The sequence below is a fragment of the Janthinobacterium sp. PSPC1-1 genome (genome assembly GCF_049897625.1).
In the GTDB taxonomy this organism is placed as follows: domain Bacteria; phylum Pseudomonadota; class Gammaproteobacteria; order Burkholderiales; family Burkholderiaceae_D; genus Janthinobacterium; species Janthinobacterium tructae.
In genome coordinates this window covers 207,541-226,033 of the sequence record NZ_JAFCWP010000003.1, presented here as the reverse complement: position 1 = coordinate 226,033, position 18,493 = coordinate 207,541, and the positions used below count along the sequence as shown (strand labels likewise).

General features: G+C 62.6%; 19 protein-coding genes. 18 read left to right on the top strand and 1 reads right to left on the bottom strand.

Annotated features, from left to right (window positions below; all coding sequences use genetic code 11):
- Nucleotides 1–81: 81 nt before the first annotated feature.
- The gene (locus tag ACP7EG_RS12050) at nt 82–336 is read left to right on the top strand and encodes a hypothetical protein (RefSeq protein ID WP_099762069.1); all 255 of its coding nucleotides are present in this window, start codon (nt 82–84) and stop codon (nt 334–336) included.
- A gap of 113 nt (nt 337–449) precedes the next feature.
- Here the strand turns inward: ACP7EG_RS12050 and paaX are convergent, their stop codons facing one another.
- Nucleotides 450–1,379 (bottom strand): phenylacetic acid degradation operon negative regulatory protein PaaX, encoded by a 930-nt coding sequence (gene paaX / locus ACP7EG_RS12045; protein ID WP_426087782.1) that lies wholly within the window; start codon nt 1,377–1,379, stop codon nt 450–452.
- 262 nt (nt 1,380–1,641) lie between these two features.
- Between paaX and paaA the strand changes: the two genes are divergently transcribed.
- The 17 genes from paaA to paaZ all read left to right on the top strand — a co-directional run bounded on the left by paaA (nt 1,642) and on the right by paaZ (nt 18,451).
- Nucleotides 1,642–2,631, top strand: coding sequence for a 1,2-phenylacetyl-CoA epoxidase subunit PaaA (paaA, locus tag ACP7EG_RS12040; RefSeq protein ID WP_071075427.1), 990 nt, complete (start codon nt 1,642–1,644; stop codon nt 2,629–2,631).
- 28 nt (nt 2,632–2,659) lie between these two features.
- A complete protein-coding gene (gene paaB, locus ACP7EG_RS12035) occupies nt 2,660–2,944 on the top strand; it encodes a 1,2-phenylacetyl-CoA epoxidase subunit PaaB (protein WP_034746356.1) in 285 nt (94 codons plus the stop codon).
- Nucleotides 2,945–2,958: 14 nt separating this feature from the next.
- Complete coding sequence (gene paaC / locus ACP7EG_RS12030) at nt 2,959–3,726, top strand: 1,2-phenylacetyl-CoA epoxidase subunit PaaC (RefSeq protein WP_426087781.1); 768 nt, start codon at nt 2,959–2,961, stop codon at nt 3,724–3,726.
- A gap of 11 nt (nt 3,727–3,737) precedes the next feature.
- Complete coding sequence (paaD, locus tag ACP7EG_RS12025) at nt 3,738–4,265, top strand: 1,2-phenylacetyl-CoA epoxidase subunit PaaD (protein ID WP_426087780.1); 528 nt, start codon at nt 3,738–3,740, stop codon at nt 4,263–4,265.
- Between the two features lie 40 nt (nt 4,266–4,305).
- Nucleotides 4,306–5,385 (top strand): 1,2-phenylacetyl-CoA epoxidase subunit PaaE, encoded by a 1,080-nt coding sequence (paaE, locus tag ACP7EG_RS12020; protein WP_426087779.1) that lies wholly within the window; start codon nt 4,306–4,308, stop codon nt 5,383–5,385.
- 92 nt (nt 5,386–5,477) lie between these two features.
- Nucleotides 5,478–6,269 carry a 2-(1,2-epoxy-1,2-dihydrophenyl)acetyl-CoA isomerase PaaG gene (gene paaG, locus ACP7EG_RS12015; RefSeq protein ID WP_426087778.1) on the top strand — a complete coding sequence of 264 codons (792 nt, stop codon included), beginning with the start codon at nt 5,478–5,480 and terminating at the stop codon, nt 6,267–6,269.
- 1 nt (nt 6,270) lies between these two features.
- The gene (gene paaH, locus ACP7EG_RS12010) at nt 6,271–7,851 is read left to right on the top strand and encodes a 3-hydroxyacyl-CoA dehydrogenase PaaH (RefSeq protein WP_426087777.1); all 1,581 of its coding nucleotides are present in this window, start codon (nt 6,271–6,273) and stop codon (nt 7,849–7,851) included.
- A gap of 22 nt (nt 7,852–7,873) precedes the next feature.
- The gene (gene paaI / locus ACP7EG_RS12005; RefSeq protein ID WP_426087776.1) at nt 7,874–8,299 is read left to right on the top strand and encodes a hydroxyphenylacetyl-CoA thioesterase PaaI; all 426 of its coding nucleotides are present in this window, start codon (nt 7,874–7,876) and stop codon (nt 8,297–8,299) included.
- A gap of 67 nt (nt 8,300–8,366) precedes the next feature.
- Complete coding sequence (gene paaK / locus ACP7EG_RS12000; protein WP_426088059.1) at nt 8,367–9,695, top strand: phenylacetate--CoA ligase PaaK; 1,329 nt, start codon at nt 8,367–8,369, stop codon at nt 9,693–9,695.
- A gap of 22 nt (nt 9,696–9,717) precedes the next feature.
- Nucleotides 9,718–10,923 carry a 3-oxoadipyl-CoA thiolase gene (gene pcaF / locus ACP7EG_RS11995; RefSeq protein ID WP_426087775.1) on the top strand — a complete coding sequence of 402 codons (1,206 nt, stop codon included), beginning with the start codon at nt 9,718–9,720 and terminating at the stop codon, nt 10,921–10,923.
- Nucleotides 10,924–11,017: 94 nt separating this feature from the next.
- Nucleotides 11,018–12,169, top strand: a complete 1,152-nt coding sequence (locus tag ACP7EG_RS11990) for an ABC transporter substrate-binding protein (protein WP_282407809.1) — start codon at nt 11,018–11,020, stop codon at nt 12,167–12,169.
- An 84-nt stretch (nt 12,170–12,253) separates the two neighbouring features.
- Nucleotides 12,254–13,132 (top strand): branched-chain amino acid ABC transporter permease, encoded by an 879-nt coding sequence (locus tag ACP7EG_RS11985; protein ID WP_426087774.1) that lies wholly within the window; start codon nt 12,254–12,256, stop codon nt 13,130–13,132.
- On the top strand, nt 13,129–14,124 hold the full coding sequence (locus ACP7EG_RS11980; RefSeq protein ID WP_426087773.1) for a branched-chain amino acid ABC transporter permease: 996 nt from the start codon (nt 13,129–13,131) through the stop codon (nt 14,122–14,124). Before ACP7EG_RS11985 ends, ACP7EG_RS11980 begins: the two co-directional genes overlap by 4 nt.
- Before the next feature lies 1 nt (nt 14,125).
- Nucleotides 14,126–14,881: an ABC transporter ATP-binding protein gene (locus tag ACP7EG_RS11975; protein ID WP_086137156.1), complete on the top strand. Its 756-nt coding sequence runs from the start codon at nt 14,126–14,128 to the stop codon at nt 14,879–14,881.
- Entirely contained in the window at nt 14,881–15,612 is a 732-nt protein-coding gene (locus ACP7EG_RS11970) for an ABC transporter ATP-binding protein (RefSeq protein WP_092796538.1), read from the top strand. Before ACP7EG_RS11975 ends, ACP7EG_RS11970 begins: the two co-directional genes overlap by 1 nt.
- A 77-nt stretch (nt 15,613–15,689) precedes the next feature.
- The gene (gene paaY, locus ACP7EG_RS11965; RefSeq protein WP_426087772.1) at nt 15,690–16,304 is read left to right on the top strand and encodes a phenylacetic acid degradation protein PaaY; all 615 of its coding nucleotides are present in this window, start codon (nt 15,690–15,692) and stop codon (nt 16,302–16,304) included.
- Between the two features lie 95 nt (nt 16,305–16,399).
- Nucleotides 16,400–18,451 carry a phenylacetic acid degradation bifunctional protein PaaZ gene (gene paaZ / locus ACP7EG_RS11960; RefSeq protein WP_426087771.1) on the top strand — a complete coding sequence of 684 codons (2,052 nt, stop codon included), beginning with the start codon at nt 16,400–16,402 and terminating at the stop codon, nt 18,449–18,451.
- The last annotated feature ends 42 nt before the right edge of the window (nt 18,452–18,493 follow it).

Here is an 18,493-nt window from a genome sequence, read left to right as displayed (position 1 = left end):
TTTTAGCCGCGCCTTTGTGCTGGCGCAAACGACGCGGGAGATGCTTTGCTAACGTGGAAGCTCCGACATGGGGAGAGCATCATGGACGACAACGGCAAGCACATACGCGAACTGGAAAAGAAAGTCAGCGCCCTCAGCGACGCCCTGGCGCACCTGGGCAAAGGCACCACCTTGCAGGAATTGCTGCGCATTCTGCGTTTTCCCGGCTATACGACGCCGGCCGAATTTACCTTCAATGCCGCCATCCTCGACACCATGCTGGTGCAGGCCAATGCGCTGGAAAAGCTGGGGCAGGATTTGTTGGCTGGGGCGAAGCAGGTAGTTGTCAAACAATGATCGTTGGATAAGAGGCGCTTGCTGAACGCCTGAAAAATGTTCAGGGCAAGGCGCGGGGCCGCAGGCAGTACGAACGTACGCCCAGGCCCTGCAACGCCGCCATGGACGTTTTGTCAGGTGTTCAGGCCGCCAAAACGTTCGTAGAACCACGGCTCGACAGAAGCCGCCTGCTCATCCTCGCGCCGCAGGGTGGTCAGGATATGTTCCTCGGCCGCCGCATGGGTGATGCGGTACAGGTCGCGCGCCAGTGCATACGCTTGCGTGCCGGGCCACGGTTCGGGCAGCAGTTCGACGGGCAACTGTGGGTCGTGCAACTGCACGCGGCGGTAGGCGTGCGTCAGCAGCGAGCGGATGACGAAGGCTTGCTCGGCATCGAATACAGGCGCTTCTTGTAGCAAGGTCAGCAGCGGCTGGAAGCTGGCGATGAATTTTTCGTAGCCGGCCATCACTTCCGACAAGTCCCAGCATTCGCCCACCATGTCGCGCAGCGGGCGTGTGCTGACATCCGGCAACTCCGTAGTGTGGCAGACATACAGCTTGCCCTGTACCTCGTTGCGCACGAGGATGTCTTCCAGCGCCTCCGAGTTGCTGGCCGGATGGCCAAAGATGCCAGGAGAGATCAAGCCATAGCCAGCCCACAATAATTCCTTGCGCAGCGCCCCCCGCTCGGCGGCGCCGATGCTGCCGGCCGGCCCGATCACCAGGGTCCAGCTGCCATCCCAGTGCACGACCAGTGGCGCATAGATGCGGCGATACGCGCGCTCGAAGCGGGCCAGCGCCTCCGGGCGTATCGTATAAGCGCTGCGGCGGCCGTCGCGTTGCGAGCTGAGCCAGCCCTCCTGCGCCAGGCGGAACACGCTGGTGCGCAGCAAGCGGTCATTCACGCCAAACGGTGCCAGCAGTTCGATCAGGCTGCCCAGCCAGATGGCACCGCCGCGCGGCACGATGGCGTCGCCGAAAATCGTCATCACCAGGGACTTTGAGCGCGGTGGGTCGCTTTCCAGGAAATCGGCTATCCATGCCGTGCAGCGGGTGTTCTTCATGTGGTTCCGGTCTGGCCGTGTTGCGGTCGATTCAATAAAAGCAGCAGTTTACTTGGCTGCGCGGGTAGCGCGTCAATAATTTGCAGGAAGCGCGGGTGGCACTTCGCAGTGTTTTCTCATCAGCAATATCATACGCACAACCGCACAAGATACGAATTTTTAAAATGACTCACATCAAGTGTATGCAAATAGTTTTTTGTATCGTATTATCTGTTCATCGCACCGCGTTGCTGCGCAAAATCAAAGACATGGGAGACAGATCATGTACGCACAAATGGTTGAAACCGGCCTCAAGAACGTCCGCTCCATCGACGACATGGGCCAGGAAGAGCGCGCTTTTCAGGCGCGTATCGACGAAGGCATCAAGATCGAGGCCAAGGACTGGATGCCGGACGCTTACCGCAAGACCCTGATTCGCCAGATTTCGCAGCATGCGCATTCGGAAATCGTCGGTCAATTGCCTGAAGGTAACTGGGTCACGCGCGCACCGACCTTGAAACGCAAGTCCATCCTGCTGGCGAAGATCCAGGACGAAGCCGGTCACGGCCTGTACCTGTACAGCGCCGCCGAAACCCTGGGCGTGTCGCGCGACGATCTGCTCGCTGCCTTGCACTCGGGCAAAGCCAAGTATTCCAGCATCTTTAACTATCCCACCCTGTCGTGGGCCGACATGGGCGCCATCGGCTGGCTGGTCGACGGCTCGGCCATCATCAACCAGATCCCGCTGTGCCGCTGCTCGTATGGCCCGTATGCGCGCGCCATGATCCGCGTCTGCAAGGAAGAATCATTCCATGCACGCCAGGGTTACGACATCATGATGTCGCTGTGCAAGGGCACGCCAGAACAGAAAGCCATGGCGCAGGATGCGCTGAACCGCTGGTGGTGGCCGTCCTTGATGATGTTCGGTCCGTCCGATGCTGCCTCCGTCAACAGCGCCCAGTCGGCGCAATGGCGCATCAAGCTGTTCTCGAATGATGAATTGCGCCAGCGCATGGTCGACCAGACCGTGCCGCAAATCGAATACCTGGGCCTGACCGTGCCCGATCCCGACCTGAAGTTCAATGCGGAAACGGGCCACTATGAATTCGGCGAGATCGACTGGTCCGAGTTCAACAATGTATTGAAGGGCAATGGTCCGTGCAACCGCGAGCGCCTGCAAACGCGGGTGAAAGCGTATGAAGACGGCGAGTGGTTCCGCGATGCCTTGCTCGCGTATGCAGACAAGCAAGCCGCTAACAAAGCAGCAGCGTAATTACATAAGACAGATAGGGGAGAGCAACATGAGCAAAGAATGGCCATTGTGGGAAGTTTTCATCCGCAGCCAGCACGGCCTGGCGCACAAGCATGTGGGCAGCCTGCACGCCTCCGACGCCACCATGGCGGTCAACCATGCGCGCGACGTCTACACGCGCCGCAATGAAGGCGTGAGCATCTGGGTGGTGCGCGCGGCCGATATCGTCGCCAGCAGCCCCGGCGACAAGGGCGCCCTGTTCGAACCGTCGAACAGCAAGGTGTACCGCCATCCCACCTTCTTCCCGATGCCGGAAGAAGTCAAGAACCTGTGATGGGAGCGCCTGCAATGGATGACAAGCTCACTCAACAAAAAATCGATTACCTTTTGCGCCTGGGTGACAACGCCCTGATCCTCAGCCAGCAGCTGTCGCAGCTGTGCGGCAAGGGGCCCGCGCTGGAAGAAGACATGGCGCTGACCAACGTGGCGCTCGACCTTCTGGGCCAGACGCGTTTGTGGTTCAGCTATGCGGCCGAACTGGAAAACGCTGGCCGCGACGAGGACGACATCGCCTTTTTGCGCGACGCCCACGACTTCAAGAATTGCTTGCTGCTGGAGCAGCCGAACGGCAATTACGCCGACACCATGATGCGCCAGTTCTTCTTCGACACCTGGCACTACTTCCAGTTGCTGGAACTGGCAAAATGCAGCGATCCACGCATCGTCGAAGTGGCACAGAAATCGATCAAGGAAGTGACGTATCACCTGCGTCGCAGCGGTGACCTGATCGTGCGTCTCGGCGACGGCACGGCGGACAGCCATGCGAAGACGCAGGCGGCCGCCGACAAGCTGTGGATGTACACGGGCGAGATGTTCAAGTACGACGCCGTCGACCAGGCCATGCTTGCCGCCGGCATCGCGCCGCCATCGGACGTGTTGCGCCAGGCCTTCCTCGAACACGTGGCCGAGATCTTTGCCGAAGCCACCTTGAGCATGCCGGCGCCCGACGCCTGGATGCAAAAGGGCGGCAAGCAGGGCACGCACACGGAACACCTGGGATTCATCCTGGCCGAGATGCAGTTCCTGCAGCGCGCCTATCCCGGGGCGGAGTGGTAGTGAACACGCCCATGGCAACGCTGGACGCGGCCCAGGTATGGGCCTGGCTGGGCGACGTGCCGGACCCGGAAATTCCCGTCATTTCGGTGGTGGACCTGGGCATCGTGCGCGCCGTCGATGTGGTCAGCAGCGAAGAGTGCATCGTGACGATCACGCCCACGTATTCGGGCTGCCCGGCCATGCAGGTGATCGCCGATGCCGTCACGCAGGCCTTGCGCAGCCATGGCGTGGCCAAGGTGACATTGGTGAACCAGCTGGCGCCCGCCTGGACCACGGACTGGATGAGCGAGGCGGGCAAGGCCAAGCTGAAAGGTTACGGCATCGCCCCGCCGCAGCAGCAGGTGATCGACATCAGCGGCCTTCGTAGCGCAACAGCAGGCGGTGTCAAGCGCCAGCCCATGCCGACGCTGGAGGTGATCTGCCCGAATTGCGGTTCCACGCATACGCAGCTGACCAGCCAGTTCGGCTCCACGCCGTGCAAGGCCCTGTACAAATGCCTGGCTTGCCGCGAACCGTTTGATTACTTCAAGTGCCACTAAAAAAATCAGGCACACGTTCCGAAGAAACTGGAGATGAAGCATGAGTAAATTTTATCCGCTGTGCGTAGCGAACGTGCGCAACGAAACGCGCGACACCATCGCCGTCACGTTCGACGTGCCGGCCGAACTGCAGCAGCAGTTCCGCTTCCAGCAGGGCCAGCACCTGACCCTGCGCGCCAATATCAATGCGGAAGATGTGCGCCGCTCGTATTCCATCTGTTCTGCAGTGCAGGATGGCACCCTGCGCGTGGCCATCAAGCGCACGCCGGGCGGCGCTTTCTCTACTTGGGCGAACGACACCTTGAAAGCTGGCGCCACCATCGAGGTGATGCCGCCCATGGGCCACTTCAACGTGCCGCTCGACTGCGTCAACCGCAAGCACTACCTGGCGTTTGCGGCCGGCAGCGGCATCACGCCCATCCTCTCCATCATCAAGACGACTCTGCTGACGGAGCCATTGAGCCGTTTCACGCTGTTCTACGGCAACCGCGCCTCGTCGTCCGTCATCTTCAAGGAAGAATTGACGGACTTGAAGGACGTGTACCTGGAGCGTTTGAACCTGGTGTACGTGATGAGCCGCGAGCAGCAGGATATCGAACTGTTCAATGGCCGCATCACGCAGGAAAAATGCGAGCAGTTCCTGCAGCACTGGATCAAGGTAGAAGATTACGACAACGCCTTCATCTGCGGCCCGGAAGACATGATGCTGGGCGTCTCCTCCGCCCTGCAGGCGGCAGGCATGCCGAAGCAGAACATCAAGATCGAACTGTTCGCCGCCAGCATCCCGAAAAATGCCCACAAGCCGCGCGCCCAGTTCGACGCGGGCGCCGTGCAGGAAACGGAAGTGACTGTCATCATGGATGGCAACCACACCACCTTCACGATGGACAAGGACAAGGAATCCATTCTCGATGCGGGCCTGCGCCAGGGAATCGACATGCGCTACTCGTGCAAGGGCGGCGTATGCTCGACCTGCCGCTGCAAGATACTCGACGGCAAGGTCGAAATGGACGTCAACTACGCGCTGGAAGACTACGAAGTGGCGCGCGGCTTCGTCCTCAGTTGCCAGAGTTTTCCCCTCACCGACAAAGTGATTGTCGATTTCGATCAGGCCGAGTAAACGCCGACCCCAAACAACATCTGGGGTCGGACCTTAAGGTCCGACCCCGGCAGTGGCACCTGGGTTAAAAATAAACGTATACGAGACACGCCATGACTTACCAAAACATCCTCTTCACCATCGAGCAGGGCATCGCCACGCTGACCCTGAACCGTCCCGACAAACTCAATAGCTTTACGCAAGCCATGCACGAGGAAGTGCGCGATGCGATTGCGAAAGTGAACGCCGACAGCGCCGTGCGCGTGTTCGTGTTGACGGGCGCTGGCCGTGGCTTTTGCGCGGGCCAGGATCTGTCCGACCGCGCCGTCGAACCAGGCTCGAAGGGCGTGGACCTGGGCGAGTCGGTGGAAAAAAACTACGCGCCGCTGGTGCTGGCCCTGAAAGCCTTGCCGATGCCCGTGATTTGCGCCGTCAATGGCGTGGCGGCCGGCGCGGGCGCCAACCTGGCGCTGGCCTGCGACATCGTCATCGCTGGCAAGTCGGCCAGTTTCGTCGAAGTGTTCTGCAAGCTGGGCCTGATCCCGGACACGGGCGGCACCTTCTTCCTGCCACGCCTGATCGGTTCGGCGCGTGCCATGGGCCTGGCCATGCTCGGTGAAAAGCTGACGGCCGAAAAAGCCGAAGACTGGGGCCTGATCTGGAAATGCGTGGACGACGCGCAGCTGGCGGAAGAAACGCGCAAGCTGGCCGTGCACTTTTCCACGGCGCCGACCAAAGGCCTGGCATTCACCAAGCAGGCGCTGGCCGCCAGCGGCGCCAATACCCTGCCGCAGCAGCTGGCGCTGGAAGCGCGCATGATGAGCGAACTCGGGAACAGCGACGATTACCGCGAAGGCGTGGCCGCCTTCATGGAAAAGCGCGCACCGCAATTCAAGGGACACTGATATGACCGAATTGGCAAACAAACTGGCAAACAACAGTATCGTCGCCGTCATCGGCAGCGGCGCCATGGGCGCCGGCATCGCACAGGTGGCCGCGGCTGCCGGTTACACAGTCAAACTGTACGACACGCGCGCGGAAGCGGTGAGCAAGGCCTTGCTCGATATTGGCAAGATGTACGCGAAGCTGGCCGAAAAGGGCCGCATGACGTTTGACGAAGCGGCGGCGGCCACGTCGCGCCTGCAGGCGGCTGGCAGCCTGGCCGACGTGAGCGACGCTGCTCTGGTGGTGGAAGCCATCGTGGAAAACCTCGACGTCAAGCGCAGCCTGTTCGCCGAACTCGAAGCGTTAGTCAGCGACGACTGCATCCTGGCGACGAACACCTCGTCGATTTCCGTGACGGCCATCGCCGCCAAGTTGCGCCGCCCTGAACGCCTGGTCGGCATGCACTTCTTTAATCCCGTGCCCTTGATGGCGCTGGTCGAAGTGATCAGTGGCCTGGCCACCAGCGAGCAAGTGGCCGCCACCGTCTATGACACGTCTATCGCCTGGGGCAAGAACCCCGTGCATGCCAAATCGACGCCCGGCTTCATCGTCAACAGAGTCGCCCGTCCGTTTTACGCGGAAGGCTGGCGCTTGTTGAACGAACAGGCGGGCGATGCCGCCACCATCGACGCGGTGCTGCGCGAAGCGGGCGGTTTTCGCATGGGCCCATTCGAGTTGATGGATCTGATCGGCCACGACGTGAATTTCTCCGTCACTCAATCCGTGTTCGGCGCCTATTTCAACGACCCGCGCTTCACGCCGTCCGTGCTGCAGCAGGAAATGGTCAACGCTGGTTTTCTGGGCCGCAAATCGGGCCGTGGCTTTTACTTGTACGGCGAAGGCGCGCCTGCCCCCGTGGCGCAGGCGGAAAGCGCGCAGCCGAAGCCGGAATTCGTCGCCCTGTCGGCCGCCATCGGCGGCGATGGCCGTGGCCACAGCGGCGTCATTCGCAGCCTGGTGCAGCGCCTGGAGCAGGCGGGCATCACCGTCAGCCGCCGCGTGACGCAGGAAGGCCAGGCTCACGACGAAGCGCCGGCCCTGCATTGCAATGGCGCCGCGATTTATCTGACCGATGGCCGCAGCGCCACCCAGCGCGCGCACGACAACCAGCATCCAGACACGGTGCTGTTCGACCTGGCGCTCGATTACGCCGGAGCCAAGCGCATCGCCGTGGCGCGCGCCGACCAGTGCAGCGATGCCGCCTACGCAGCTACCGTCGGCCTGTTCCAGGCGGCCGGTTTCATCGTCACGCGCCTAGACGACGTGCCTGGCCTGGCCGTCATGCGCACGGTCGCCATGCTGGCCAACGAGGCGGCCGACGCCGTCAACCAGGGCGTGTGCACGGTGGCTGCCGTCGATATCGCCATGCAGAAGGGCGTCAACTATCCGCGCGGACCGCTGGCCTGGGCCGATGCGGTGGGCGTCCAGCAGATCGTGACCGTGCTGCACCACCTGGCGCATGGCTATGGCGAAGACCGCTACCGTGTCTCGCCGCTGCTGTGCCGCAAACTTGCCACTGGAGCCACGTTTCATGCCGAATGATATGTCAAATAAGGACCACAACATGACCGCGCAAGCTCTGGCCGAAGCGGCCGCCGCCTCGATGCTGTCGCGCGACAACGCCACCGCTGCCATGGGCATCGCCCTGGCCGAGGTGGGACCCGGCCATGCGCGCATGACGATGACGGTGCGCGCCGACATGCTCAACGGCCACCAGACCTGCCACGGCGGCTTTATCTTTGCCCTGGCCGACAGCGCCTTCGCGTTTGCCTGCAACAGCTACAACATGAATACCGTGGGCGCCGGCTGCACCATCGATTACCTGGCGCCGGGCCGCGAAGGCGACGTGCTCACGGCGCACGCCGTTGAGCAGGCGCTGGCCGGCAAGAGCGGCGTCTACGACGTCAAGGTCAGCAACCAGGATGGCCGCGCCATCGCGCTCTTTCGCGGCAAGTCGATACGCGTGGCGGGTGAAGTCATCAGCAATTGAAGTGATAAGAGCAGGCTTGAACTGCCAGTACCGATTGAATAGTTAAGGAATTAAACAGGAGACAATGATGGTCCAACGTACGCCTTCCCCCAATGACCTCGAACCGATCGAGCGCGCCAGCAAGGATGAACTGCAGGCGCTGCAGCTCGAACGCATGAAATGGACGCTCAAGCACGCGTATGACAACGTGCCCCATTACCGCGCCGCTTTTGACGAAGCGGGCGTGCATCCGGACGACCTGAAGTCGCTGGCCGATCTGTCGAAATTCCCGTTCACCGATAAAAAAGTCTTGCGCGATAATTACCCGTTCGGCCTGTTTGCCGTGCCACGCGAGCAAGTGGTGCGCATCCACGCATCGAGTGGCACTACGGGCAAGGCCACGGTGGTTGGCTATACGCAGAACGACATCGATACCTGGGCCAATGTGGTGGCGCGCTCGATTCGCGCCGGCGGCGGCCGCGCGGGCGACATGGTGCATATCTCCTACGGCTACGGCCTGTTCACGGGCGGCCTGGGCGCGCATTACGGCGCCGAACGCCTGGGCTGCACCGTCATCCCGATGTCGGGCGGCCAGACGGAAAAGCAGGTGCAACTGATCCAGGATTTCAAGCCATCTATCATCATGGTCACGCCGTCGTACATGCTCAACATCATCGAGGAATTCACGCGCCAGGGTCTCGATCCGGCTGAATCGTCGCTGAAGGTGGGCATCTTCGGCGCCGAGCCGTGGACGGACGCCATGCGTGCGGAAATCGAAGCGCGCGCCGGCATCGACGCCGTCGACATCTATGGTCTGTCCGAAGTGATGGGGCCTGGCGTGGCTTCAGAATGCATCGAAAGCAAGGACGGTCCCGTCATCTGGGAAGACCATTTTTATCCCGAAATCATCGATCCGGAAACGGGCGAAGTGCTGCCGGATGGCTCGGAGGGCGAACTGGTCTTCACCTCGCTGTCGAAGGAAGCGCTGCCCGTCATCCGCTACCGCACGCGCGACCTGACCCGTTTGCTGCCGCCCACCTCGCGTTCGATGCGCCGCATCGGCAAGATCACGGGCCGCTCGGACGACATGCTGATCATCCGCGGCGTGAACGTCTTCCCCACACAGATCGAAGAGCTGATTTTGAAGATGCCGAAGCTGGCGCCGCAATACCAGCTGGTGGTCACGCGCGACGGCCACCTCGACAAGCTTGAAGTGATCGCCGAGCTGCGTATCGATCTCACTGCCACCATTTCGGCCAGCGAGACCGACGGCCTGGCGCGCGAGCTGGAACACCGCATCAAGACGCATGTGGGCGTGAGCACGCGCGTGCGCCTGGTGGCCGCCGCCGGCATCGAACGCACCCTGACGGGCAAGGCCCGCCGCGTGGTCGACCAGCGCCCGAAGCTTTTCCCCTGATAGTCCGAACAAGGAAGCAAACATGAACGAAGCCTTTATCTGTGATGCCGTGCGCACTCCCTTTGGCCGCTATGGCGGTGCACTCTCCAGCGTGCGCGCGGACGACCTGGGCGCGCTGCCGATTGCCGCGCTGATCGCCCGCAATCCTTCCGTCGACTGGTCCGCCATCGACGACGTGTTCTACGGCTGCGCCAACCAGGCGGGCGAAGACAACCGCAACGTGGGCCGCATGGCTGCGCTGCTGGCCGGTTTGCCGGCAGCAGTGCCGGCCAATACCATCAACCGCCTGTGCGGCTCCAGCCTGGATGCCGTCGGCATGGCTGCCCGCTCCATCAAGGCGGGCGAGGCGCAGCTGATCATTGCCGGTGGCGTGGAAAGCATGACACGCGCGCCTTTCGTGATGGGCAAGGCTGACGGCGCATTCTCGCGCGCGGCGAAAATCGAAGACACGACCCTGGGCTGGCGCTTCGTCAATGGCAAGATGAAAACGCAGTACGGCATCGACACCATGCCGGAAACGGCGGAAAACGTGGCCGTGGAATTTGGCATCAGCCGTGCCGACCAGGATGGTCTGGCCTTGCGCAGCCAGCAGCGCTGGGCGGCGGCTAACGCGGCTGGCGTCTTCGATCGTGAAATCGTGCCCGTCGCCGTGCCGCAGAAAAAAGGCGAGCCGAAGATGGTGACGATGGATGAACATCCGCGTCCCGATACCTCGCTGGACATGCTGGCAAAGCTCAAGGGCGTGGTCAAGCCGGATGGCACGGTCACGGCTGGCAATGCCTCTGGTTTGAACGACGGCGCCTGCGCCATCCTGCTGGCGTCCGCCGCCGCCGTGGATAAGTACAAATTGACGCCGCGCGCAAAAGTGCTGGGCATGGCCACGGCAGGCCTGGCGCCGCGCATCATGGGCTTTGGCCCCTCGCCAGCGTCGCGCAAGGTGCTGGCGCAGACGGGATTGAGCATCGAGCAGATGGATGTGATCGAGCTCAATGAAGCGTTTGCGGCGCAGGCGCTGGCCGTCACGCGCGACCTGGGCCTGGCGGACGACGCGGCCCACGTGAACCCGAATGGCGGCGCGATTGCCATCGGCCATCCGCTGGGCGCATCGGGGGCGCGCCTGGTGATGGCGGCCCTGAACCAGCTGGAACGCACGGGCGGGCGCTATGCGCTGTGCACCATGTGCATCGGCGTGGGGCAGGGTATTGCTGTCGTCATTGAACGCGTATAAACGAGTAAAAACAAAGTAAAAACAAAAAAGGCGCAGGCTTGTAAAAAAGCGCCAACCCTACATTGACCGTAGTGCCAACCTGGTGGAGACCACAATGATTGCCAATATTTTCAAGAAAACCCTGATCGCCGGCGTGCTGGCCATGTCCGCCGCGGGCGCGTATGCGGCCGAGAACATCAAGATCGGATCCGTGCTGTCCGTCACGGGACCTGCCGCCTTTTTGGGCGACCCTGAACTGAAAACCCTGCAGCTGTATATCGAGAAAATCAATGCGGCCGGCGGCGTGCTGGGGCGCAAGCTGGAACTGGTGCACTACGACGACGGCAGCGATGCGGCCAAGGCCAACGGTTTTACCAAGCGCCTGATCGAGTCGGACAAGGTCGATGTGCTGATCGGCGGCACCACCACCGGCGCGACGATGGCGATGGCGCCGCTGGTGGAGCGCGCCAGCATGCCGTTCATTTCGCTGGCGGGCGCCGTGGTCATCATCGATCCCGTGAAAAAATGGGTGTTCAAGACGCCGCATACGGACCGCATGGCGGCCGAGAAGGTGTTCGAGGACATGAAGAAGCGTGGCATCAGCAAGGTAGGCCTGCTGTCGGAAACGAGCGGCTTCGGCGCCTCGGGCCGCAAGGAATCGCAGATCGTCGCCTCCAAATATGGCATCACCCTGGTGGCCGATGAAACCTACGGCCCGAAAGACACGGACATCACGGCGCAGCTGACGCGCATCAAGAATACGGCCGGCGTGCAAGCCGTCTTCGTCTTTGGACTGGGCCAGGGTCCGGCCGTGGTGACCAAGAACTATGGCCAACTGGGCATGGCTGCGCTGCCGCTGTACCAGTCGCACGGCGTGGCGTCGGACGAGTATCTGAAGCTGTCGGGCAAGGCCGCCGAAGGCGTGCGCCTGCCAACGCCAGCGCTCTTGATCGGCGCCATGCTGCCCGACAGCGACGCGCAGAAGGCCATCGTGGTCGGCTACGACAAGACGTATAAAGAGCGCTACAAGATCGATCCGTCGACCTTTGGCGGCTATGCGCTCGATGCCCTGAACCTGTCGGTGGATGCCATCAAGCGCGCCGGCGGCACGGATCGCGAAAAAGTGCGGGCGGCGCTGGAAACGACCAAGGGTTTTGTGGGCACGACCGGCGTCTTCAACATGTCGGCGAAAGACCACATGGGCCTGGACCTGTCGGCTTTCCGCATGGTGGAAGTGAAGAACGGCGAATGGCAATTGTCGAAGTGATGTTCGAAATAATGTAAGCCAGAAGTACCTGCGCGGGCTGCCCTCGAAGGCGGTCCGCGCGTAGCCGAACATAATGGAGACACCATGGAAGTCGCTCAATTTCTACAATTTCTGTATTCCGGGATGACGGTCGGTTCCGCCTACGCGCTGGCGGCGCTGGGCTTTACCATCATCTACAACACCAGCGGCGTGATCAACTTCGCCCAGGGCGAATTCATCATGCTGGGCGGGATGCTGGCCGCCGTGATGTCGGCCGCCGGCGTGCCGCTGCCGCTGGCCATCATCCTGGCCGTCATCGCCACGGGCCTGGTTGGCCTGTTGATGGAAAAAACCGTGATCGAACCGGCGCAAAATGCGCAGGTCATCACCCTGCTGATCATCACCATCGGCGCCTCGCTGGTGCTGCGCGGCCTGGTGCAAATCTGGCTGGGCAAGGATACGCATACACTACCAGCCTTTTCCGGCGACGCGCCGATCGAATTTTTGGGCGCCAGCCTGCTGCCGCAAAGCCTGTGGGTGCTGGGCGTGACCATCGTCATCGTGCTGGTGCTGGGCTGGTTCTTCGGCCGCACCTTGATGGGCAAGGCCATGCTGGCCACCTCGCACAACAAGCTGGCGGCGCAACTGGTGGGCATCAACACGCGCAAGGTGCTGCTGTTTTCGTTCGGCCTGTCGGCCCTGCTGGGCGCGGCGGGCGGCATCCTCGTCGCGCCGATCACGTATACCTCGTATGACGCGGGCATCATGCTGGGCCTGAAAGGCTTTGTCGCCGCCGTACTCGGTGGCCTGGGCGGCGGCGCCGGCGCGATTGCCGGTGGCCTGATCCTGGGCATCGCCGAAGCCATGACGGCCGGCTACATCTCCTCGGCCTACAAGGATGCCGTGCCGTTCGTGCTGATCTTGTTGATCCTGTTCTTCCTGCCGCAAGGCTTGTTTGGCGCTAAAAATTCGGAGCGTGTATGAAGACGCGGTTATCAACATTATTTTCCCGCTCCCGCTACGGTGGACTGCTGGTGCTGGCCCTGGTGCTGGCCATCCTGCCGCTGTTCCTCACCAATGCGTTTTACTATGATGTGGCGATTCGCATTGCGCTGAACGCCATCGTCGTCATCGGCCTGAACCTGTTGATGGGCTACACGGGCCAGATCAGCCTGGGTCACGCGGGTTTCTATGGCCTGGGCGCCTATGCGTCGGCCGTGCTGACCACGCACTACGGCTGGCCGCCGCTGGCCGCCCTGGCCGCCGGTGCCGTCGCCACCGGCTTGCTGGCGCTGCTGCTGGCGCGTCCCGTGCTAAAACTCAAGGGCCATACCCTGGCCATGGCCACCCTGGGCCTGGGCATCATCATTTCCATCGTCATCAACAACGAAACGCAATGGACGGGCGGCCCCGATGGCATCGGCGTCTCGGCCTTCAGTGTCGCCGGCCTGGAAATCGCCGGTGAAAAATCGTGGTACCTGGTGTGCGCCGTGCTGCTGATGCTCGTCACCTGGCTGGCGCTGAACCTGATCGATTCGCCCGTCGGCCGCGCGCTGCAGGCGATCCACGGTTCGGAAGTGGCGGCCCGCGTGGTCGGCGTCGATACGACGCGCTTCAAGGTGCGCGTGTTCGTGCTGTCGGCCGTCATTGCCAGTATCGCGGGCAGCATCAGCGCCCACTACATCGGCTTTATCACCCCCAACCTGGCCGGCTTCTTCCACTCGATCGAGCTGGTGACGATGGTGGTGGTGGGCGGCATGGCATCGATCTTCGGCTCCATCATCGGTGCGGCCCTGCTGACGATCCTGCCGCAGCTGCTGTCCAGTTTCGAAGGCTGGGAAACGGTGGTGTTCGGCGTGATCCTGATGGCGACCATGATTTTCATGCCCAAAGGTCTCGTACCGAGCCTGGCCAGCCGTTCGCGCAAGCGTTCTGCTACGCCGAAAGCACCGCCTAAATCTGTACAGGAGGTGTGAGATGCTGACGATTAACAATCTGAGCAAGAGCTTTGGAGGCGTGCACGCGGTGCAGGACGTGAGCTTCACCGTCAAGGAAGGCAATATCCACTCCGTGATCGGGCCGAACGGCGCCGGCAAGACGACTCTGTTCAACCTGATCACGGGTGTGTACACGCCGACCCGGGGCGAGATTTTGCTGAATGGCGAAAATGTGGCCGCCATGCCGCCCGATGCGCTGGCGCGGCGCGGCATGAGCCGCACCTTCCAGAACCTGCAGGTGTGCATGAACATGACGGCCATCGATAATGTCATGGTGGGCGCGCATCTGCGCCTGAACCAGAACCTGTTCGCCTCCATGCTGCGTTTGCCGTCCGTGCGCCGTGCCGACGCGGCCTGTCGCGACGAGGCGGCGGGCCTGATGGAGTTTGTCGGCGTGGGCCGGCACATCGATGACGAGGCGGGACAGATGTCGTATGGCGCATTAAAACGCCTGGAAATCGCGCGCGCGCTGGCGGCCAAGCCGAAGGTGCTGCTGCTCGATGAGCCGGCGGCTGGTTTGAACCATACCGAGACGGGCGAGATCGAAGCCTTGATACGCAAGGTGGCGCAATCGGGCGTGACGGTGGTGCTGGTCGAGCATGACATGAAACTGGTGATGAATTTGTCGGACCATATCCTGGTACTCGACTATGGCAAGAAGCTGGCCGAGGGAACCGCCGCCGAAGTGCGGGCCAATCCCGACGTGGTGGCCGCGTATCTGGGAGTGGCGGCATGATGAAGATGGAAAAACCTCAAACTCCGCTGGTGCTCGATATCGCCGGCTTGACCAGCCATTATGGCCGCATCCAGGCCCTGCACGGCATCGACCTGCAGGTGCGCCAGGGCCAGCTGGTGGCACTGGTGGGCGCGAATGGCGCCGGCAAGACGACCCTGCTGCGGGCCATTTCCGGCGTGCAGCCGATCAGCGCGGGCAGCATCGCCTTCGCCGGCCAGGACGTCAGCCGCATGAGTGCCGACAAGCGCGTGCGCAGCGGCATTTGCCAGGTGCCGGAAGGGCGCCAAGTGTTCGGCCCCATGACGGTGGAAGACAATCTGCGCCTGGGCGCCTTTACGCGCCCTGCTCAGGACGTGGCGGGCGACATGGAGCGCATGTATGGGCTGTTCCCGATCCTGAAGGAAAAGCGCTTGCTGCTGGCCGGGACCTTGTCCGGTGGACAGCAGCAGATGCTGGCCATGGCGCGCGCGCTGATGGGCCGCCCGCAACTGCTGCTGCTCGATGAGCCCAGCATGGGCCTGGCGCCCCTCTTGATCGCGGAAATCTTCCGCATCGTCGCCGAGCTGCGCGACCAGGGCATCACCATCTTCCTCGTCGAGCAGAACGCGCACGCCGCCCTGTCGATTGCCGACGTGGGTTACGTGATCGAGACGGGCGCCATCACATTGTCCGGCCCCGGTCCCGAATTGCTGCATAACGAGCAGGTACAGAGCGCCTACCTGGGTATGTGAAGAGGTAGGTCGGATTAGCGCTTGCGCGTAATCCGACATCAGCCGCTACGGCTGGCAATAATGTTTTGGAGAGCAACATGGTCAAAGTCTACGAAATCAACGGCATCACCCCCGTCGTCCACCCCAGCGCCTATGTGCACCCGTCGGCCGTGCTGATCGGCGACGTGATCGTCGGCCCGCGCTGCTATATCGGTCCGCTGGCCTCGATCCGCGGCGACTTCGGCCGATTGATCCTGGAAGAGGGCGCCAATCTGCAGGATACCTGCGTCATGCACGGTTTCCCCGGCTGCGACACGGTGGTCGAAGTCGACGGCCATATCGGCCACGGCGCCGTGCTGCACGGCTGCCGCATCGGCCGCAATGCGCTGGTCGGCATGAACGCCGTGGTGATGGACAATGCCATCATCGGCGCGGAATCCATCGTCGCCGCCATGAGTTTCGTCAAGGCGGGCATGATCGTCGCGCCGCGCAGCATGGTGGTGGGCACGCCCGCCAAGGTGATACGGTCGCTCACCGACGATGAAATCAAATGGAAAAGCTCTGGCACCAGCCAGTACCACGAACTGGCCGTGCGCTCCATGCAGACGATGCGCGAAGTGGACGCCTTGACGGAAGTCGAGGCGAACCGCCAGCGCCTCAATTTTGAATCCGCATTGCCGCTGCACTTGCACAAGAACGCTGCGGCGCAATAAACAATATGAGCGTAGGTCGGATTAGCGGGGCAGCGCCCCGCGTAATCCAACACCACACCAACGTCACCAACACCCTCGTTTTACGGAGAAACCACATGGCTCAAATATCCACCCTGCAAAGCCTGATCGCCGGCCGCTGGCTGGGCGAAAGCGCCGCCGTGCCCCTGCATAGCGCTTTGAACAACCGCGTCATCTATCACACGCATGCCGAGAAGATCGACTTCGACGAAGCCGTCACGTATGCCCGCAAGACGGGCGTGCCGGGCCTGATGGCGCTGGACTTCCAGCAGCGCGCCGCGCGCCTCAAGGCGTTGGCCCTGTACCTGGTCGAGCGCAAGGAAGAACTGTATGCGATCTCGCACCTGTCGGGCGCCACGCGCGCCGATAGCTGGGTCGATATCGAAGGCGGCACGGGCACCCTGTTCGCCTACGCCAGCATGGGCAGCAACGAGCTGCCGTCGTCGAACGTGCTGCACGAAGGCCCGGCCATCGCGCTGGGCAAGAAAGGCGGCTTCGCCGGCACGCACATCCTGGTGCCGCGCGGCGGCCTGGCCGTGCACATCAACGCCTTCAATTTCCCCATCTGGGGTCTGCTGGAAAAATTTGCGCCCAGCTTTTTGGCGGCCATGCCCTGCATCGCCAAGCCGGCCACGGCGACGAGTTACCTGACGCAGGCCGTCGTGCGCATGATGCATGAATCGGGCTTGCTGCCGGCTGGCAGTTTGCAGCTGGTGATCGGCTCCACCGGCGACTTGCTGGACCGCCTGAATGGCCAGGATTTCGTGACCTTTACGGGATCGGCCGCTACGGCGGCCAAGCTGCGCACGAATCCGAACCTGATCGCCCAGTCTGTGCCGTTCAACGGCGAAGCCGATTCGCTCAACTGCGCCATCCTGGCGCCGGACGTCACGCCAGACGACGTGGAATTCGACCTGTTCGTCAAGGAAGTGGTGCGCGAAATGACGGGCAAGTCGGGCCAGAAATGTACGGCGATTCGCCGCATCATCGTGCCCGAGCACCTGATGGATGCCGTCGGCACGCGCCTGCGCGAGCGCCTGGCCAAGGTGGTGGTGGGCGACCCGTCCATCGAAGGCGTGCGCATGGGCGCGCTGGCATCGAAGGAACAGCAAAGCGATGTGGCGGAACGGGTCGCCACCCTGTCGCAAGGTAACGAGGTGGTATTTGGCGCGGCCGACGGTTTCAGTCCGCTGGGTGATGGGGCACAGGATGGCAGCTTCTTCTCGCCGACCTTGCTGCTGTGCCGCGACGCCTTCGGCAACGATGCCGTGCATGACGTGGAAGCATTCGGCCCCGTCAGCACCATGATGGGCTACAAGGATATCGACGAAGCGCTGGCACTGGCCGCGCGCGGCAAGGGCAGCCTGGTGAGTACCCTGGTGACGCGCGATCCGAAGATCGCCGCGCGCGTGGTGCCGCAAGTGGCGGCCACGCACGGCCGCGTGCATGTGCTCGAGCGCGTGGCCTCCGTCGATTCGACGGGCCATGGCTCGCCCCTGCCGCAACTGAAGCACGGCGGCCCAGGCCGCGCGGGCGGCGGCGAGGAACTGGGCGGCGTGCGCGCCGTGCGCCACTACCTGCAACGGGCGGCTGTGCAAGGCTCGCCGACCATGCTGGCGGCGATCACGGGTGAATACGTGCGCGGCGCGGATGTCAACGAAAGCCCGATCCACCCGTTCCGCAAGCACTTCGAAGACTTGAAGACGGGCGACTCGCTGCTGACGCACCGCCGCACCGTCAGCGAAGCGGATATCGTCGCCTTCGGCGGGATCTCGGGCGACTTCTTCTACATGCATTTCGACGAAATCGCGGCCAAGGAATCGCAGTTCGGCAAGCGCATCGCCCACGGCTACTTCGTGCTGTCGGCCGCCGCCGGCTTGTTCGTCTCGCCTGGCGTCGGTCCCGTGCTGGCCAACTATGGCCTGGATAACCTGCGTTTCGTCGCCCCCGTCGCCATCGGCGACACCATCCGCGCGCGCCTGACCTGCAAACGCAAGGTCGACCGCAACCGCAAGGACGTCTTTGGCGTGGGCCAGGGCGTGGTGGCGTGGGACGTGCAGGTGACCAACCAGAACGAGGAACTGGTGGCCAGCTACGACATTCTGACCCTGGTGTCGAAGCGCGAGTAAGCGTTTTCGCAGCACGGCATCGACCGGCGCCATCCGCGATCT